Annotated in this window: 7 protein-coding genes; 2 read left to right on the top strand and 5 right to left on the bottom strand. The window is 57.7% G+C overall.

Annotated features, from left to right (window positions below; all coding sequences use genetic code 11):
* Nucleotides 1-101: 101 nt before the first annotated feature.
* Nucleotides 102-3,665, bottom strand: a complete 3,564-nt coding sequence (locus tag HDF16_RS12975; protein ID WP_184217154.1) for a TonB-dependent receptor — start codon at nucleotides 3,663-3,665, stop codon at nucleotides 102-104.
* Between the two features lie 368 nt (nucleotides 3,666-4,033).
* On the opposite strand from HDF16_RS12975, the gene HDF16_RS12970 reads away from it, so the two are divergent.
* Together HDF16_RS12970 and HDF16_RS12965 are read left to right on the top strand one after the other, a co-directional pair.
* Entirely contained in the window at nucleotides 4,034-5,689 is a 1,656-nt protein-coding gene (locus HDF16_RS12970; protein ID WP_184217152.1) for a tetratricopeptide repeat protein, read from the top strand.
* A gap of 32 nt (nucleotides 5,690-5,721) precedes the next feature.
* Nucleotides 5,722-7,491, top strand: a complete 1,770-nt coding sequence (locus tag HDF16_RS12965) for a CRTAC1 family protein (RefSeq protein WP_184217150.1) — start codon at nucleotides 5,722-5,724, stop codon at nucleotides 7,489-7,491.
* 31 nt (nucleotides 7,492-7,522) lie between these two features.
* Here HDF16_RS12965 and HDF16_RS12960 read toward each other — a convergent pair whose 3' ends face one another.
* The 4 genes from HDF16_RS12960 to HDF16_RS31840 all read right to left on the bottom strand — a co-directional run bounded on the left by HDF16_RS12960 (nucleotide 7,523) and on the right by HDF16_RS31840 (nucleotide 16,403).
* A complete protein-coding gene (locus HDF16_RS12960) occupies nucleotides 7,523-9,079 on the bottom strand; it encodes a carboxylesterase/lipase family protein (RefSeq protein ID WP_184217149.1) in 1,557 nt (518 codons plus the stop codon).
* A gap of 19 nt (nucleotides 9,080-9,098) precedes the next feature.
* A complete protein-coding gene (locus tag HDF16_RS12955) occupies nucleotides 9,099-10,886 on the bottom strand; it encodes a glycosyl hydrolase (RefSeq protein ID WP_184217147.1) in 1,788 nt (595 codons plus the stop codon).
* A gap of 76 nt (nucleotides 10,887-10,962) precedes the next feature.
* Nucleotides 10,963-14,472 carry a glycosyl hydrolase 2 galactose-binding domain-containing protein gene (locus tag HDF16_RS12950; protein WP_184217146.1) on the bottom strand — a complete coding sequence of 1,170 codons (3,510 nt, stop codon included), beginning with the start codon at nucleotides 14,470-14,472 and terminating at the stop codon, nucleotides 10,963-10,965.
* Between the two features lie 35 nt (nucleotides 14,473-14,507).
* A complete protein-coding gene (locus tag HDF16_RS31840) occupies nucleotides 14,508-16,403 on the bottom strand; it encodes a beta-galactosidase (RefSeq protein ID WP_432432244.1) in 1,896 nt (631 codons plus the stop codon).
* Nucleotides 16,404-17,252 lie beyond the last annotated feature (849 nt).

The following is a 17,252-nucleotide window of genomic DNA, read 5'->3' as shown; positions in this document are numbered from 1 at the left end:
CCTCGTTTGCAACCGGGCACCGTCGGCCTCTTTACCAATGGAAGACGCCCTGAGCAGCGCGTTGTACGCGTCTGCCCAGGGCGCTTGAGCTTCTCTCCTTGTTAGAAGTAAAACTTGAAACCAAGTTGAATTACGCGGGCTGAATTCGCGTAATTTCCATTGTTGGGGTTGACATGGACGATCTCGGTAACACCTGTCGCCGAGTTGAAGTAGTTCTGCGAGGTGCTGATCGTTCCAATGTTTTCATGGTTGAGGGCGTTGAACATCTCGAAGCGGAACTGGGCGTTGTAGCGGCTTGAATCGCCCCACCGCGTGTTCTTTACTGCAGAGAAGTCCAGGTTATTGCTGCTGGGATTACGCACGCCGGGAATTGTGCGCGGAGCGTTGCCGATAGTGAACGGTGCCGGCGCAACGAACGCAGCCGCATTTAGCGATTTTCCCGGTCCAACAGGGTTCCCTGAAAGGCTGGGACGTTGGGCGAAGGTTAGCAAGCCGGAGGCCGTGCTTCCATTATCGTAAGACGGAGTCAAGAAGGGAGTTCCGCCTGAGTACGTCAGGATTCCGTTCACCTGCCACCCGCCGAGGAAGAGATCTGCTGTCTTCGGGATATTGGCTCCAAACATCTTTCCACGGCCGTAAGGCAGCTCGTAGACCGTGCTTGCGACAAAGATCCTGGAGATGTCGAACGGAGATACGGAACGCTCTCCGCGCGGATTGTACTGGTCCCCATAAGTCGCGCCCGCAGGTCCGAGATAGGTGACCGACGAAGCGGAGTCGTCGATTGCCTTACTTCCGGTAAAGGCAGTTGTGAACGTTATCCCATTAGAAAACTCGCGATCCACTCGCACCGTAAATGCGTGATAGATGGAATCAGCTTCAGGTTTGCGAAAGGTGTTTACCCCGGTGTACTGGGGATATTGGCGTAACAGTTGGTTCTGCTGCACGGTCTGTTGAGCCAACGCCGAACCAGGCGTCGTAATGATTCCGTAGAAAGGGTTCGTGACGGAAGCCTTCAACTGGTTGCCGAGCGAAGCGTCCGACAGCGGAAGCTGATCGTGCGGGATACCGGGATCGCCCGCGATCAGGAAGAGTCCGCGATTGCCCAGGTAGGCAACCTCCGCTTTGATCTTGGATGGGAGTTGGTATTGAACAGCGAGGTTCCACTGCATCGTGTAGGGATTCCGCGTCTTATCGAAGTACGACTCGCTTATCGTATTGCCGACATCGATGTTCTGAATGCAGGATGGGCTTGCGAGGCATGTGGAATCCAGCGCTGCAGGCTTTTGAATGCCGCCTGGGAATACATTGGCCAGCGATGCCACGGGGGCGCTGTGTTGTCCGTCGAAGCTTGGGTTGTACTGCGTCTGCGAGGTGAAGCCCTCGATACCGGGTGCGCCCGAGGTGCCGGCCGCCTGGAAGGCCGAGGGCTGAAAGACAATACCGAAACCTCCGCGGAGAACCATCTTCGGGTAGGGGTTGTAAGAGAAGCCGATGCGAGGTCCGAAGTCGTTATAGTTTGTCGGAACCTGCTTGCGGCCGTGCGCTGCTCCTGGGGTGTTCACCAGATGCATTGCGCCCTTCAAGCTTCCGCAAGCGGGGCAGGTCACGCCCGCCGGAACCGCCACCGACCCTAGCGCAGAGGTTGCGTTGGGATCCCAATACGAGAGCGCGTTGTTCCGCTCTTCGCGAGGGATTTCGAGGTCCCAGCGAATTCCGTAGTTCAGGGTGAGGTCGCGTCTTACCTTCCAGTCGTCCTGAACAAAGAAGGCAAGGTATTCGGAATTCTGATGGAGGTGAGGCTCGTCATAGATTGTGCCGGACTGCGGCAGTCCAAGCAGAAACGAAGCCAGGGTGGCGCCGCCTGCGGACGCGGTCGCAGAGGCTGCGCCCGTCGACGAGTCCGGTGTAAAGCGAGTCCAGGTGTTGTCCGCGGAGAACGTTCCGGTCGGATAGGCGAACTGCGAGAAATTGATGTAGAGATAGCGGAACTCTCCGCCGACTTTGACGCTGTGGCTGCCAAGTATCTTTACGAGACTTCCGTTTACGTCATGCGCTAGCGGATCTTCGAGCAGGGGAACGTATCCGAGGCCGCCAAGGTCAGAGAATCCATTGAAGCCGAAGTGAGGAAATTGCAGACCTTCTACAGCGTCGGCATCAAAACCCGAATTGAAACCTAGCGTCGTCGGATCGAAACCCGCGCTGTAGGCAGTGCGATTCGAGACCGACTTCGAGAAGCCGTAGCGGAACTCGCCCACGAGCGTAGAGGAGAAGGTAACGGTGTTGTCGAAAGAGAGGCTGTATGCGTTGCCGCTTGTCGGACCGTTGTAACCACCGGGCGATGCGATCGCCGAGGTTCCTGCGTAGTCCTGAAGGTAGCTGTTATTTCCCGCTGAGTGCGAGAAGCGAATAAAGGAATGGAAGTTGCTGTTCCACTGCTGATCCAGCTTCGTATCAAAGTGATAATAATTATTTGTATTTGCGCCGCTGTTCACGTAGTTGTTCGTTACGGCGCTGGTCTGCGGTGCAGGATAGTAGCTGAGTATCTTCTGCGCAATCGGGCTCAAGCGATCTGTTGGAATTTTGTTTCCCGGAAATTGGTCGCGAACATACCCAGTCACGGTCGTGCCGCTGCTCGGATCAATGTAAGTTCCCTGATGCACGGTGAGTGGATCGTAGATTGGCGCGCCTAGACCAGAGAAGTCCCCTCCGATGTAGGCGGCGAGATTTTGCGGAACGGTGGACGTGATGCTCGTGCCGGCAGACTGGCGCGAATCTTCAAAGTCCAAGAAGAAAAATGTTTTGTCGCGGCGGATGGGGCCGCTGAAGGTGCCACCAGTCTGATAGCGATGCGTATCTGTCTTCTTGCTGTCCGGTGCTGAGCCAAAGGCGTTGGCGTTCAGCCCGGTCGTCTCCAGGAACTCATAGCCGGAGCCGTGGTAAGCGTTGCCACCGCTTTTGGTGACGAGCGAGACGACGCCACCGGAGAAGCGCCCGTATTCAGCCGCAAGCACACTGGTCTGGACGTTCACCTCCTGCACCGAGTCGATGATCGGGTTATAAGCGCTCACATTGTTGCCGACGTTGTTCTCCGGCAGGATGTTGGTCATACCGTCTATCAGCTGTTCATTGTTTCCATTGCGGGATCCACCGATATGCGGTGTAGACGCACCGCCCAAATTGCTGACCGTAGGTGCCAGCAGCGCGAAGTCAAACGGATTGCGACCGTTGTCAGGCAGATCCAGAATGAACCGTGCCGGGATCGTGTCCGACAGATTCGAGGTGGTTGTGTCGAGTTCCTCTACGTTGGTGCTTACCTGCACCTGATCGGTCGTCTGACCAACCGACATAGAGAAATCGGCGGTATTGCTGCTTGCTACTTCAACGTGAAGTCCAGTTTGAGTTGCGGGCCGGAAGCCCGGAGCCACAACCGTGACCACGTAGTTTCCCGGCGCGAGAAACGGAACCTGGTATCTGCCAGAGGTATCGGTCTTCACCGTATGGCGCTCGTTCGTTGCAGTGTCCGTGATCGTTACCACGGCAGCTGCAATCGTGGAGCCCCCCGGGTCAGTGACTACGCCCTGGATCGTTCCGGTTGGGGTCTGTGAAAAAACGGGGAATACAAGGAACAAAAGCACTAGTAGGAACGAAATCTTGGTCAGTCGCATGGCACTCCTCAGGACTTGCAATTGTGGTCGATCGCGGGAGGCGTCACTTACTTGCCACCGCTTGTTATCGTTAACATTTTTACGGAGACGTTTATATGCCAAACTTCTCAAAGCTGTCAACATTAAAAAGCTGTGGCGCTTCGGCAACATTTCTGGCATTTCTCCGGAGAGAAACGTAAGCATTTTCTACAGGTGCATTGCATCCTAGGCAGCCTTCACTGAACGCCCCGGCATCACATGCCGGCTGCGTACATAATGGTGAACGGACGGAGTCAAAACCCATGAATAGCCTCACCGCGTCTGGATTAGGGAAATGTGTCTTGCGAAGTTGCATTCCTCTTTTCCTGTCGCTGTCTTCCACAGTAGGATTGGCGGCCGGGCATTGCGACGCTCCGTCAGCTCTCCTCACAAAGACCAAGCCCGCCACAGCCGTCGCCTATCAAAATCTGGGTCAATGGTTTGAAGGAAAGGGCCAGCTAAAGTGCGCTGCTGAGGCATACCGCCAGCAGGTCTTGCTCGCCCCGGGGTCCGCCAACGCGCATCTTCTGCTCGGGAGAGCGCTTCAGGTTTTGAGTGTTGGCGACGAAGCTGCCCTCGAGTTGAATCGTGCCGTCGACCTGGATCCTTCATCCAAGACGGCACGGCTTGCTTTGGGGGCTCTCGAACATGACCGGGGCAATCAAGTCGAAGCGCTGCGCCAGTGGCAGGAAGTGATCCACCTAGATCCTGATTCGATCACGGCCCTGGACTGGATCGCGAAGACACGCATCGAGGCCCATCAATATACTGCCGCTCTAGACCTCCTCTCCAATGCTCCAGACAACGAAGATTTGGTAGTTGATCGCGTAGTCGCAAGCAGCAAAGCCGCCTTCTTTGAGCAGGCCATCACGACCGGGATGACAGCCATAGAGAAGCATGCAGACTGGTTGCGACTTCGCATGGCCGTGGCGACCATTCTGGTGCAGCGGAACCGCTTTCAAGAGGCGATCGCTCTCCTGGAGATCGGTCTTCAATCGCAGCCGGATCAAATCGACCTCGAGACTCTTTACCTGCGGGTCCTCGTACTGATGGGAGATCTATCAAAGAGCAAACCTTATGCGGCGGACTTCCTGAAGCGGCATCCGGGTAACTTCGATGGCCTGTACCTTAATGGTTTGCTGGAGCGGCAAGATGGCGCGTACGACGCCGCGCTTCTGCACCTTAAGGCAGCAGAGGCTATGCGACCGGACCACTTTGATGTGCACTTCAATGTCGGGTCGGCACTGGCGAAGTTACATCGCAATGAGCAGGCGAAGGCGGAGATCGAAGAAGCGATAAGGATTGATGACTCTGGAGCGGACGTTCACTTCCAGCTTGCCGGTGTACTTCGATCGCTCAACGATACAGCCGGCGCTAAGAAGCAGATGGAGATCTATCAGGAAAAGCTTCGTAGCCGTGCTCTGCACGATCAAACGATCAGTCTCGCGGCACAGGCGGCGCAAAAGCTCGCTGCGGGAGATGCGGCGGGAGCGGTTGAAGCTGAAAACGAAATCCTCAAGATCTTGCCCGAGGATGCGGTCCACTTCTACGACCTCTCTCTTGCGGAGGATCGCATGGAAGACTTCGCCGCCGAGCAAGTGGCGCTAAAGCGCGCGGTAGAGCTCCGGCCAGACTTTGCCCTGGCATATAACCAGCTCGGCTATCTTGCGATTCGCGATAACGATGAGACAGCAGCAGCGGGCTACTTCCAAAAGGCGATCGCATCTGCTCCACAGTACGCCGAGGCGGAGAGCAATCTCGGGTCGCTGCTTGCCCGCGAGGGCAAGGACGCCGAGGCGGAGCAGTATTTTCGCGCAGCAGTCGCGGCTAATCCGAGATACACCGATGCGTGGATCAATCTTGCGGCCTCGCTTGCCGCCAGGTCCATGTTTACCGAGGCCCGGGAGGCGGTACATAACGCATTGCGCGTGGAACCGACTAATCCTGATGCAGTCAAGCTTCTGGCGCTACTCCCTTCGGCGCAGCCTGCACCGAATCGCAAATAAATGTAGAAAGGATGAACTCTCCGGGAGAACCAATGCTTCGCACACTGTTTAGCCGTCGCAACTTTCTCGCCAGCCTCATTGCTGCGTCTTGCGAGCGGCTCTTCGGACAGGCCGCAGGCATGTCTTCGGGAGGATCGAAGGCGCAATCGCGGCTCCCGCCAACAGGTGGCGTCTACTCCAAATTCACCGACATCGCAGCACAAGCGGGACTGAACGCTGTGATGGTATACGGCGGCGAGAAGCAGATAAAGTTCATCATCGAATCGATGGGCGGAGGATGCGCCTTCCTCGATTATGACAACGATGGATGGATGGACATTTTTCTGCTCGGCGGCAGCCGTCTTGAAGGCTCCCCGGCGGGCGCGAGCAATCGTCTATACCGCAACAACCGGGACGGGACCTTCATCGACGTAACCGCACACGCAGGTCTGCTCGATTCGGGATGGGCGTGCGGTGTCTGCGTGGGCGACTACGACAACGATGGCTTTGAGGATATCTTCTGCACCTACTATGGTCACAATAAGCTCTATCGCAACAACGGAGACGGAACGTTTACCGATGTGACCAAGGCGTCTGGGTTGTTTGATGCGACTACGCGCTTCGGTACAGGTTGCAGTTTCTTTGATTACAACCGCGACGGACATCTGGACCTTTTCGTGGCGAACTACGTTGAGTTTGATCTCCAACATCCCCCCATACCAACGATGGAAAATCCCACCTGTACTTACGAAGGCACGCAGGTTTACTGCGGGCCGCGAGGTCTCAAGGCTGGAAGGCACTCGCTCTATCGCAACAATGGGAACGGCACCTTTACCGACGTAAGCGAAGCATCCGGCATCGCCAAACATCGAGGCTCGTACGGGATGACCGCCGTGACCGCCGACTTCGACAACGATGGCTGGCCCGACATCTTTCTCGCTTGCGACTCGACGCCGAGTCTCCTGCTGATGAACAACCGCGATGGCACCTTTCGCGAGGAGGGCTTCGATCGCGGGGTCGCCGTTAGCGGAGAGGGCTTCGAGCAGGCTGGCATGGGCGTGGGAGTGGGCGACCCAGGGTTGAATGGCAGCACAAGCCTGCTGGTGACACATTTTCAAAAAGAAGCAAGCGGACTCTATCTGAACGACGGCAAGGCCCAGTTCGCCGATATCACGATGGACTCACGCCTCGGCGTTGAAACTTCCTACGTAGGCTGGGGCGCTGCCGTTGCCGACTTCGATAACGACGGTCTCCCCGACCTTTTTTGGGTCACTGGGAATGTCTATCCGGAGATTGAGAAGAAGTACCCGCAGTATCCCTTCAAGGGGCCGCGCATCTTATTCCGGAACCGCGGCGACGGCACCTTTGAAGAGCTGACGAACGAGTGTGGTCCGGCGATTAGCCAGCTTCATGCAAGTCGCGGCGTGGCTATTGGGGATTTCGACAACGATGGCGATCTCGACATACTGATCATGAACGTAAACGAGACGCCTTCCCTGCTTCGCAACGATGCTCCGCCGGGAAATCACTGGATCAAGATCAAACTGATCGGCACAACCTCGAATCGCAGTGCCATAGGATCGCGCGTCATCGTGCACTATGCGGGGAAGGCACAGATGCAGCAGGTGCTGAGCCAATCGAGCTATCTCTCCTGCAACGATCCCCGCCTGCACTTCGGGTTGGGTGCGGCGCGCGAGGCGGACGTCCATGTGTTGTGGCCCGGCGGGCGAGAAGAGAAGCTCGGAAAGATTGCGGTCGACCGCTTGATCACGGTGAAGGAGGGCTCTGGAATCGTGCCGAACCTCTCTCACGCATTGAAGTAGGGATTCTCTTGCCGCCCAGAAGGCAATGGATTTAGTGAGCTCCTGGAAGCGCGGTGCTGCTGAGGATCGTGCATGATGGGCCGCCTAGATCGTATGCGGCGACTGGTTCCGCTTTCGCAGACGCGAAGTGAAGGTAGTTTCCCTTGTCTGCCAGAAACCTGCCCCATTGTGGCAGTTCGCCCGACATCGGGTCACCGGTCTTCGCGAAGTTTGTCCAATAGGTCTGGATCGTCTCTGAGACGGCCGAGTCCGCTTCGGAATGTGGAACCGACGCAGGAAAGCCGAAGACGTACCGTAACTCCGAGGAATGCTGCGCTGGCTTTTCGGAGGCGGCGGATCGGTCGAATTGGTAGACGTAGGTTGGAAAGCCATGCGCCGAGTGCCAGGCAGCGACCTGTCGTACAGCACAGCGAAAGTCGCGGTCCGTCTGAAAGCGAGCGCCTGCATCGCCCTCCAAAAGATTGCCGGGAGGCTGGCTGTAGATAGCTTCGAGTTGCGAGGCAGCGGCGGACCCGACAGCCGCCTCGATCAGGTGCTTTGTCCAATCGGGGGACTGATCATGCGGCACGATCTCCTGAACGTTGGAACCGATGAGCAGTGGCACCGGAGCTTCCCTGCCTTGAGCGAAGAGAGTAGCAGGTAGATCCGGGAGGACCCAGCCATCCACGCTTGCGCTGCGATAGCCCCAGAAGTTCTCTGGAGGCGGCTTTGGGGCACTCTTCTCAGCAGCTAGTACCTCATCGGTAGAGGCGGAGCGCATGGTGCTCGGACGAGTGCCGAGAGATTGTGCGACCGATGCCCACGCATCCTCCGACTGCGCCTTCGTTGCCGTGCGCATCAGACCGGCAACCTGCCCGCTCTCCTCCAGCGCGCGGACGAACAGTCCCCTGGCGAGTGGCGAGACCATCAGCAAGCCAGTGTCAACCGCTCCAGCAGACTGACCGAAGATCGTCACATTTGCAGGGTCTCCGCCGAAATGAGCGATGTTCCTCTTCACCCATTCGAGGGCGGCTATCTGGTCCAGCAGACCGTAGTCGCCCGACGTATGGCGTGGAGACTCCTCATCGAGCGCGGCACTTCGGAAGAACCCGAAGATGCCAAGACGATAGTCGAACGTCACGAGGACGACGCCTTTCGGGACAAGAGCTAGACCATTTGAAAGCTCCTCTGCCGCACTTCCCGCGAGGTTCGAGCCGCCATGGATATAAACCATCACCGCATGTTTTGACCCTGCGGCCGGGGCCCAGACATTCAGGAAAAGACAGTCCTCTGTGCCGTGATCAGCTGAGTTATTGTTCCAGCCAAATCTTTGCTGAGCGCAGGGGCTGCCGTGGGCGACCGCTGGACGAAGACCTTTCCAAGACGGATATGACTGCGGGGGCTGCCATCGAAGCAGACCCACCGGCGGCTTCGCGTAAGGGATGCCCAGATAGGCGCGAATGCCAGGAGCGGGCTCCGCACCCTGGAGCCGGCCTTCCCTCGTGCTCACGATCGCTGTGGCTGCAGGTTCGTAGCGAATCTGCGCGTAAGCCTTAAGCGAGTTCGCTAGAATTGCAAGTCCAAGAAGAGCGATCTTCAATTTCAACATGCTTGGTAGTCTCCGGCGTTTATTGCGTAGCGTTTGGCAGCGGCGTATAGGTCCACGAGAAAGAGTCAGTCAGAGCAGCCTTTGCGAGCGGAGCGGACGAGCGCAGCCCGACCGGCTTTATCCCTGCAAGCGCCTCAACTCCACGCGCCGCAAAGCCATGGGTGGCAGAGTCTCCATCCACGTCCAGCAGGATGGCATCAACTCCCAGCGGGCCCGGGTAGAGATCCTGAATAGGGACACGGTTAGGGCCTGTAGGCGCAGCCGGGCTTACCGCAGCTTCCCATATCCAGACAAGGTTATGCAGCCCGTGCGAGGTCAGCCTGTCGCCGATCTCGCGAAGCAGTGCGCGCGAGCCCTCCGGCCCAGGGCGCGCTCCCCACCAGAAATTGTGAGCATTCGCTTCGGGCAAAGGGCTCCAGGCGACAGCAACATGCTCCTTGTCGAGTTGTTGCAACAGAGGAAGTACCGCGTCGATTTCGGCGAGCCACTTCTCGTGAAGCGCCGTTCCAGAACTAACAAGTTCATTCCATTCAAAGTCACTCAAAGGCACCGCCATCCCCTCGCCCGTAGGAGAAGGAGGTGTCCACCTAAGAATCGGCAGTCGTCCCGCCTTCGTCGCCACGCGAATCTCATCAGCAAGAGCAGGTGCCGACGCCACATCCGCTGTGAACTCTGCGATCTCCACTCCAGTGCTCCTTGCCATAGATAGTTTTTCAAGAAGCTGCTTCGCGGCCGGCGTCGCCTCCGGGTCGGAAGGCTGCGGTGTAGCTGCTGATGGCAGCGGAGCGGACAGCCGGGGATCGCCGCGATCAACCACGTTCGGAGCGTGAAAGACGGCCTGCAGTTGCGCGGGAGTGTTGGAGCCCTCCGCCATGCCGCTCCACATCATCGTGTAGCTCCAGCGTGGTTGCGCGGCGAGAATCTCGAGTGAAGGCATAGCGCCCACTTCGGCTAGAGCTATCGGTTTCGTATCGCCTGCCAGTGCGATCATGCTGTCGTAGTAGGCCTTTTCGAAGGGCCCATAGATGTCCATGCTCACAATGTCCGCATAAGCTGAACCGGGAAAGTACTGATCTACGGGACCCGCGTTTACCGATGGGGCGTTCACGTTCCAAACCCAGATCAGGTTATTCAGGTGCTTCTGATGAACGAAGCGATCGAAGATCTGCCGGTACAGGGCTGACGTACCATCAGGCCCGGGCCGACCGCCCCACCAGAACCAGTTCCCGTTCATCTCGTGGTAAGGACGGAACAGTACGGGCACGCCGGCAGCCTGCAACTCCTGAAGATAGCCCGCGATCACGTCGACCTGCCGGGCCCAGCGCTTGTACATATCCGAGCCGGGCGTAAGCACCTGGCGGAACTCCCAATCGGTCAGATGGCCTTGCACGCTATCGCGGAAGGTCACAGGCTCATCCTCCGTGGGCCGCACGCTATGCCAGGTGAGTGCGATCACTGATCCGCTTCGATATTGGCGAATGACCTCCTGGATCATGGCTGGCCGGCCTAATGTAGAGTCTTTGTCTTCGCCTCCGGAGAAGCCGAAGTCTTGCCCGAAGACTGCTGGATAGTGGCCCGTCAACTCATAGATACGGTCGCTATAGCGAGATACGGTGTTGGGAAAGTTGTGCTGACCGCTGAGCGTGGCGTGGCCAGAGACCGAGTCGATCTCCTGGAGCAACGCGCGGGCTGCCGGAGTCGCATCCGGGTTGACCGGCGCTGCATTTGGCCGGATCGATTGCGCATTCGAATGTATCGAGAGCAGCACTGAGGTGCTCAGAACGATCTCGCTAAAGAAGGCTTTCATCTTTCTCCCTTCGACCCACATTCGGCGAAGTCCTAAGGAGAGGCGCTGTGCCGGGTTGATCTGCCCGCGATGCGTCTCACTTTGTGACGTCGACACTCACCTGTTCAACGTTCCATCCTCGCAGGTCAATCTTTGCCTTCCCTACGGCAAGCTTCGATGGATAGTGCACCGTGATCGACTTAGTCTCATTCGGAAGCAAACTCACGTAGTTATCACTGAAGTAAGCCGGCAGAATTTGCGAGCCCGACTTTGCGTTTAGCAGCACCGCCTTCGTGGCGAGCGCCGCCGTCGTGCTTGGGTTCGTCAGCTTCAGTTCGACGACGGTCTCTTCTCCATCAGTGTGCGACGTTGCGTTCGCGGACAACTTCACTCGAGCGAGATCGTTAAGCTTCCGGTATTCATCGTCGTCCCCCGCCAGCCAGTAGGTGTTGTCGGAGACCACTGTCCCGCTCCCGTCCTTCATCTCAAGCTTCACCAGCACGACACCCTGTGCAGCGAAGAGTGGCGCAAGATCCAGAGGGAATGCAACCGCGGTCCTGTCCGCACCGAGCGGCACAAGCTTCTCCTGCGTAAGCAGTACCTGGTTCGCAAGCGAATACACGGTAGCCTTCACACTTACAGAGCCGCTATCGGTGTTGCTGGTGTTGACCGCTGCCACGGTGAAGTCGGAGAGATCGAGCTGCACGTGCAGGGATTCGCATGCCTTCTTCACTCCATAAAACGAGCCAGGCGTGTCGTAATCGGAGTTGAAGATCTGCCACATGTTGCTGGGCCACGCCGGCTGTGTCATCCAAAGCATGCGGCCACTGTTCGGTGTCCATAGATGCTGATTGAATCCTTCAAAGATGGCGCGGTGCTCTACATAGCTCAGCATCTGCGCCTTGCGTTCGAAGTCTTCCAGACTTGTCGCCGCTCCGAACTCCTGCTCAAGCTTGTGCATGAACGGCTCGACCAGCCCATTCCCTTCCTGGTGCCAATCGTGATACGCCCAGGCATCGCCGATCGGCCACTGGTCTGCCGGTGCCATGGAAGACTTGAGCGCCTCTAGCGTCGAGGGGGATGGAATGCCCAGCTCCACCGAAAAGCCTCTATCCCACTTGGTGTAGTAGAGATCGGGTTGCTGATAGAAGTACGGTCCGCTGTTCCGGAGATTGATGCGATTCGAACCCGGCGTGTAATAGCGTGTGCCATCCTCTTCGCGGAAGACGTCGATCAGACCTTCGTTAAGCGTGGGCTGCGGAACGCCTTCATTCCGTCCGCACCACATTACGATGGAGGGATGGTTACGGAAACGAGCTACAACGTCCCGTGCATTTTTGAGGAAGAGCGGCACGTCTTCCGGCTCGACGTTATAGTTCTGCGTTGAGGCCCAGAAGTCGTTCCAGACCATCATGCCGTACTCATCCGCGAGTTGGTAGAAGGTCTCCTCGGTGTTCTGACCTACCCAGTTTCGGATGATGTTCATGTTCGCTTCGCGATGCAGACGGAAGTAGGGTTCCAGGTGCTCGCGGCTTACTCGCTTCCTGGAATCATCCATGCCCCAGTTACCGCCGCGCGCCGCGATCCGCACGCCGTTCACTTTGAGAACGAGATCGGTCAACCCCGGCTCATCCGTAACGGATTTGACCGCTGTGGAGTGCTCTCCAGCAGCAGTCAACGAAGCCGAATAGAAATCGGCCTCGCGGTTGCGCATCCCCTCGTGACGCACATCGACGACTTGTTCGTTTCGCGCCTTCGCTTCGGCAGGTGACACTTCAACGCGCCGGATCGCGCCTGAGGTGTCAAACAGACTTAGCTCATACGTGATCTCGCGAATGCCGAAGGTCAGCGTCTTGAGGTCTGACTGCTGCGAACCCTCGCCGACTGTCAGCTTCAGGTGATAGAGGTCGGGACGTCCATAACCGTTAGGCCACCAGAGCCGCGGATGGTCGACGTGAAGTTGAGGGAACTCCGCGCGCGTGAGCTTGACCTTCGTCTCACCTGAGGCCAAGGTCACTGCCTTGCTCAGTTGCACTCCCTCGAACTCCGCATGAACCTCGGCGGTTACAGACTGGGCGGAATGATTCTGTACGGGTACGGTTATCTCTACATCCGCACTCGAAGTCTCCGGCAACGGGAGACGTGTAATGACTTGCGGATCGCCAATCTGAAGTTGATCGGTGACCGAGAGAACGACATCCTGCCATATCCCCATGTTGCGATCGCGGATCGCCGGGATCCAGTCCCAGCCTTCCGTAGCCACGAACGTTGGGCCATCCAGACACATCGCGCCCCCGTTTTCACCCGGTCCGCCAAGCATCGACTGCTCCTGCGGAATACCGGGATGAGGAGGCGGAAGAATCAACACTGCAAGCGCGTTACGCCCGTCCTTGCGCAGCAGCGAGGAGACGTCGAACGAACCCCGAATAAAGGCACCCTTGATCGATCCCAGTTCATGCCCATTCAGCCAGACCTCCGCCGCATAATTGATTCCGTTGAAGGTGAGGCTAAGATGATGACCCGCGCTCTGTCGCGGAGTTTCGAATTCAACGCGATACCAGTAGCTCTGCTTATTCAGCGACTCGGGAATCGCAAGATTGTTCAAGCCGAAATCTGGATCTGGATAGACACCGCGGTCGACCATCGTGGTCAACACCGTGCCAGGAACCGTAGCGCGCATCCACTTGCGGCTGTCGTAGCCAGACTCTGATAGCGCCGCTCCATCCATCGGTTCGTTGGGAGCTGTGGTGAGCATCCAATTGTCACTGACAGTCCACGCACTCCCTTCGCGCGGGGTAAGAGCCGTAGCCGATAATGGCGGCAGCGGAAGAGCAATCGGCTTGCTGAATGGTTCACGGCTGTGCGGCATAAGGGCCGGATCCTGCGGGGCAAGGTATCCTGCCTGTTCACGAGTCTGAACCGGCCACGGCTGCGACGCTTCTTCGGGACGGAGCAACGCAGGATTCGGCGGGAGCACCGCCCGGGCACGAACCTCCTCGCGGCTCAGCTCTGTTGCATCTACCGTTACCTGTGCGACCAGGCCGCCAAAGTGTATGAAGGGCTCCCCGGGAAGAACTTCGGCCGGAGCAATCATCAACTGCGGATCGACCCTGCCCACCACCTCCGAGCCTGATGCAACCTCGACACTATCCGCATAGAGATGTGTCCCTTGCGGAGCGAAAGTCGCAGTAAGGAGATGCCAGCCATTCCTGTTCAGTGGCCTGCTTGCAGTCAGTTCGCGGCCCTTGCCAAGTCGCAGCACGAGCTTTAAGTCCCGCAAGCCGATAAAACGCGAGTCCTCATGTGAAGGATCCCCTAAACCGGCGATGAGCGTAGTCTCAGGAACCTTCTGATCGAGGAGCACCCACGCTGAGAGGGTCGACACGCTGTTTGCGCTCAGAACTTCCGAGGCGGGGGGCATCGCTTTCGTGAGCCCCGGGCCACCCCTGAGAACGTTCACATCATAGGGGCCGACGATCCGCTCGGTCGTCTCGGGCTTTACCGTCAACACGTGTGCCTGGGCATGAAGACGATGCTGCAAAAAGGGTGATGCAACGATGAAACCTAAGGCAACTGCGACAAGGTGTGACCTTCCAGCTCGATTCATGGATCTCAATTCCCTTCTCATTCGTTCGCGGGTGTTTATTTGGCTGGTTTCTCAAGATCTGAGACGCGCGCTCTAGCGCCAGTTCCTGGCGCTGCGACTTCCTGCGCCCAGTGGTAAGTCGCCAGCAACTCTCCATGTTCACCAACCAGAAGAAGCGCCGCTTTGCCCGCGCCCAGCCTTCCGGCGATGACTTTGCCGCTCCGCTTGTCGGTGAAGGAGACAGCGGAGTCTTCCGTTTCAGAGGTCAAGGCATAGAGCGTTGCATGCGGCAGACGTGTTGGGCAGATAAGTATTCCGGGATTCGTCACATCGGTCGTATAGGTCTCTTGAACTCCCGCTGCCTTCAATGCGCGATCGTAGACGGGAGCTATCGAAGCGAGATCACTATTGAGCTCCAGGGGCAGCGCGGAGAAAATAATGCGCCCTTTGTCTAACGGGAACTCCTGAAAATTCTTACCTCCCGGCAGAGTCGCGCGATCGAGCAGCGTGGTGGCAAGACCGTCATACTCCAATGCCAGGTCGCCGAAAGATGTATGCAAGGTATTGTGCCGCTGCTGCAAGGGAACGACAGTGGACTGGATTCCTACTCCGGAAGCGCGGTCGAGCGGATGCAAATGTTCATCTGCACTGAAAGGTCCGGAGACGAGCAGTGTGGCACCCTCGCGGACCCGCGCTTCGATCACTTTCCAGGCGTTCTCCGAGAGCCCGTAGGGCGACGGAAGAAGGATGAGCTTGGGCTTGCCGAGCGTCTCAATCTGGTACTCACCGACGGCATACGCTTCGACCCGGTTGTATTGGAACAGCACACGAACTGCTGTCTGTTGCGCCTGAAGGGCCTCACTGTTCCGCGTACTTAGCTGGTAAGACTGCGGCAACACGATGGCGACTTCCGGCGAGATCAGGCCAGTTGCATAAGGTGCAGCCGCTGTTGCGAATGCACCCAGATCGCGCATCATGAACTCCCAGGATTTAGCGGACCCGTCGCTGCGCTGGACGCCGAAGTCGGGTTCACGCGCCCAGTCCCATTGCATCGCTCCCGAAGAGCCTGCGGCAAATCCTAAGACCCACTTGCGTTCTTCGATGGCTGATCCGGTCAGTTCGTCATAACGCCACGTTCCATCAGGGTTCCATGCCGGCTGGTACCCGGTCTCCCCCGTGATGTTCGGCATGCCAGGCCGTTTTGCAACCACAGAATCCCATAGCAACGCATCGTCCTGCCAGTAGGTGTGGTTCGTCGTAAAGGACACGCCGGAAGTTGCGTAGAACTGGTTGAGGAGGCGCTTTGTCACTCCGCCTTCGTCTTGTCCGACATCGATGAGCTGGCTGCTGCCGGAGCCATGGATCACGTCAACCATCGTGCGCACCCAGTGCGAAAACATATCCTGGGCGAACAGGTTGTAATCAAGTGCGCGGACCTGCTGGTCGTTCCCGTAGCGGTCATAAACGAGGTCTGCAGGCTTCGGCAACGGGATAGACTGCCACGATCCGAGTTGAACATCGGTCGTTCGCCACGCATTGGCAAGGGCCGACAGCTTTGTATACCGCTTCTGTAGCCAGTCATGCCACGCCGATAGTTCTACCGGGTCTCCGTTTGGGATATTGCCATGAAAGATATTGCGAGGATTGGAGAAGGAAGGCTCGTTGATCAGATCGTAAGACAGCCAAGGGACCTTGCCGAAGCGTTCTACGACAGAAGCGATGTAGCCTTCTTCGGCTTCGATGGCCGCAGGATCGAGGTACGGATTGGCGGGCGTTGATTCCGCATCGTTCGCGCTCCGGCGTGGTTCACTTACTCTCGGTGTGAATGCGAAGAAAGTGAAGTTTACGGCGATGTTGTGGCGGTGGGCTGCGGCTAGAAATGCTTCAAGATTGCGTAAGAAGCGTTCATTTGCGGCGCCCGTTATCGGCTCAACAAATTTGGAGCCCCCCATCCAGACGCCTGTGCGGACAAAGTTGACACCATGGCGTTGCATGTCAGCAAAATCGGTCTCCCAGACAGCGGCATTGCGTGGACCGGAAAAGTCCCAGCCGTTCTCCTCAGTTGTGAAGTAATTCGTGCCCACGGGAAAGAATGGCTTTTTTCCAAGACTCAGAAAGTCACCACTCACGCCAAGCGCGTCGCCTCTCTCAAGCTCCGATAGATCCTCGACCTGAAAGCCGTTTTCGGCATACTCTTGCGGAGAGTTTGCCCCGGATGCAGTCCAAGTCGCTTGTATCGTATAGGTTCCCGTCGGCATCGATGCACGGTTGCGAAAGGCAACGGGAACGTCTCCTTGATGTGCCGGCATGGCGACATGCTCCTGCTCGAGAACCTTCCCATCACGCAACAGCTTCACATCCACAGAGCCGCCATCTTCAGACGCATGCGGACGCCGAATGCGAACTGTTATCTCGGGCTGCTCTCCTGGACGCAGGCAAGCGTATTGCGTCTCCACCTGGAAGCTCGTCGCTCCCTGCCTGGCATACTGCGCTGCTGAGCGGATCAGAGCAATACCATCGCTCGAGGCCCAGTATCCGGGATCAGGGGTGAACGGCAGCGCGACGATTCGAGAGCCCGCCATTCTCGTGCCCCTGGCATGATCGGCATAGATGACAGGCGCGGCCACGTGCGTCCCATCCTCCAGGTCCAGATAGCCAAGTCCCTGCAGGCGTCCTTCTTCGGCGAATATTTTCTTCGCTCTGACGGCTAACTTAGGCATAAAGGTGTCGAAACCCGGGTGCCATTGGAAATGTGTCTCCGATGCACCGAGAGGGACCTCATAGCTATGCCTGAAGTCGAT

It is taken from the genome of Granulicella aggregans, from assembly GCF_014203275.1.
In the GTDB taxonomy this organism is placed as follows: Bacteria; Acidobacteriota; Terriglobia; order Terriglobales; family Acidobacteriaceae; genus Edaphobacter.
The sequence above is the reverse complement of the archived record's forward strand: the minus strand, read 5'-3'. Positions and strand labels throughout refer to the sequence as shown.

What these genes read in the sequence shown, in the direction of transcription:
- HDF16_RS12975 (WP_184217154.1), bottom strand. Translation starts at nt 3,665, where the DNA reads ATGCGACTGACCAAGATTTCGTTCCTACTAGTGCTTTTGTTCCTTGTA.
- HDF16_RS12965 (WP_184217150.1), top strand. Translation starts at nt 5,722, where the DNA reads ATGCTTCGCACACTGTTTAGCCGTCGCAACTTTCTCGCCAGCCTCATT.
- HDF16_RS12960 (WP_184217149.1), bottom strand. Translation starts at nt 9,079, where the DNA reads ATGTTGAAATTGAAGATCGCTCTTCTTGGACTTGCAATTCTAGCGAAC.
- HDF16_RS12955 (WP_184217147.1), bottom strand. Translation starts at nt 10,886, where the DNA reads ATGAAAGCCTTCTTTAGCGAGATCGTTCTGAGCACCTCAGTGCTGCTC.
- HDF16_RS12950 (WP_184217146.1), bottom strand. Translation starts at nt 14,472, where the DNA reads ATGAATCGAGCTGGAAGGTCACACCTTGTCGCAGTTGCCTTAGGTTTC.
- HDF16_RS31840 (WP_432432244.1), bottom strand. Translation starts at nt 16,403, where the DNA reads ATGGGGGGCTCCAAATTTGTTGAGCCGATAACGGGCGCCGCAAATGAA.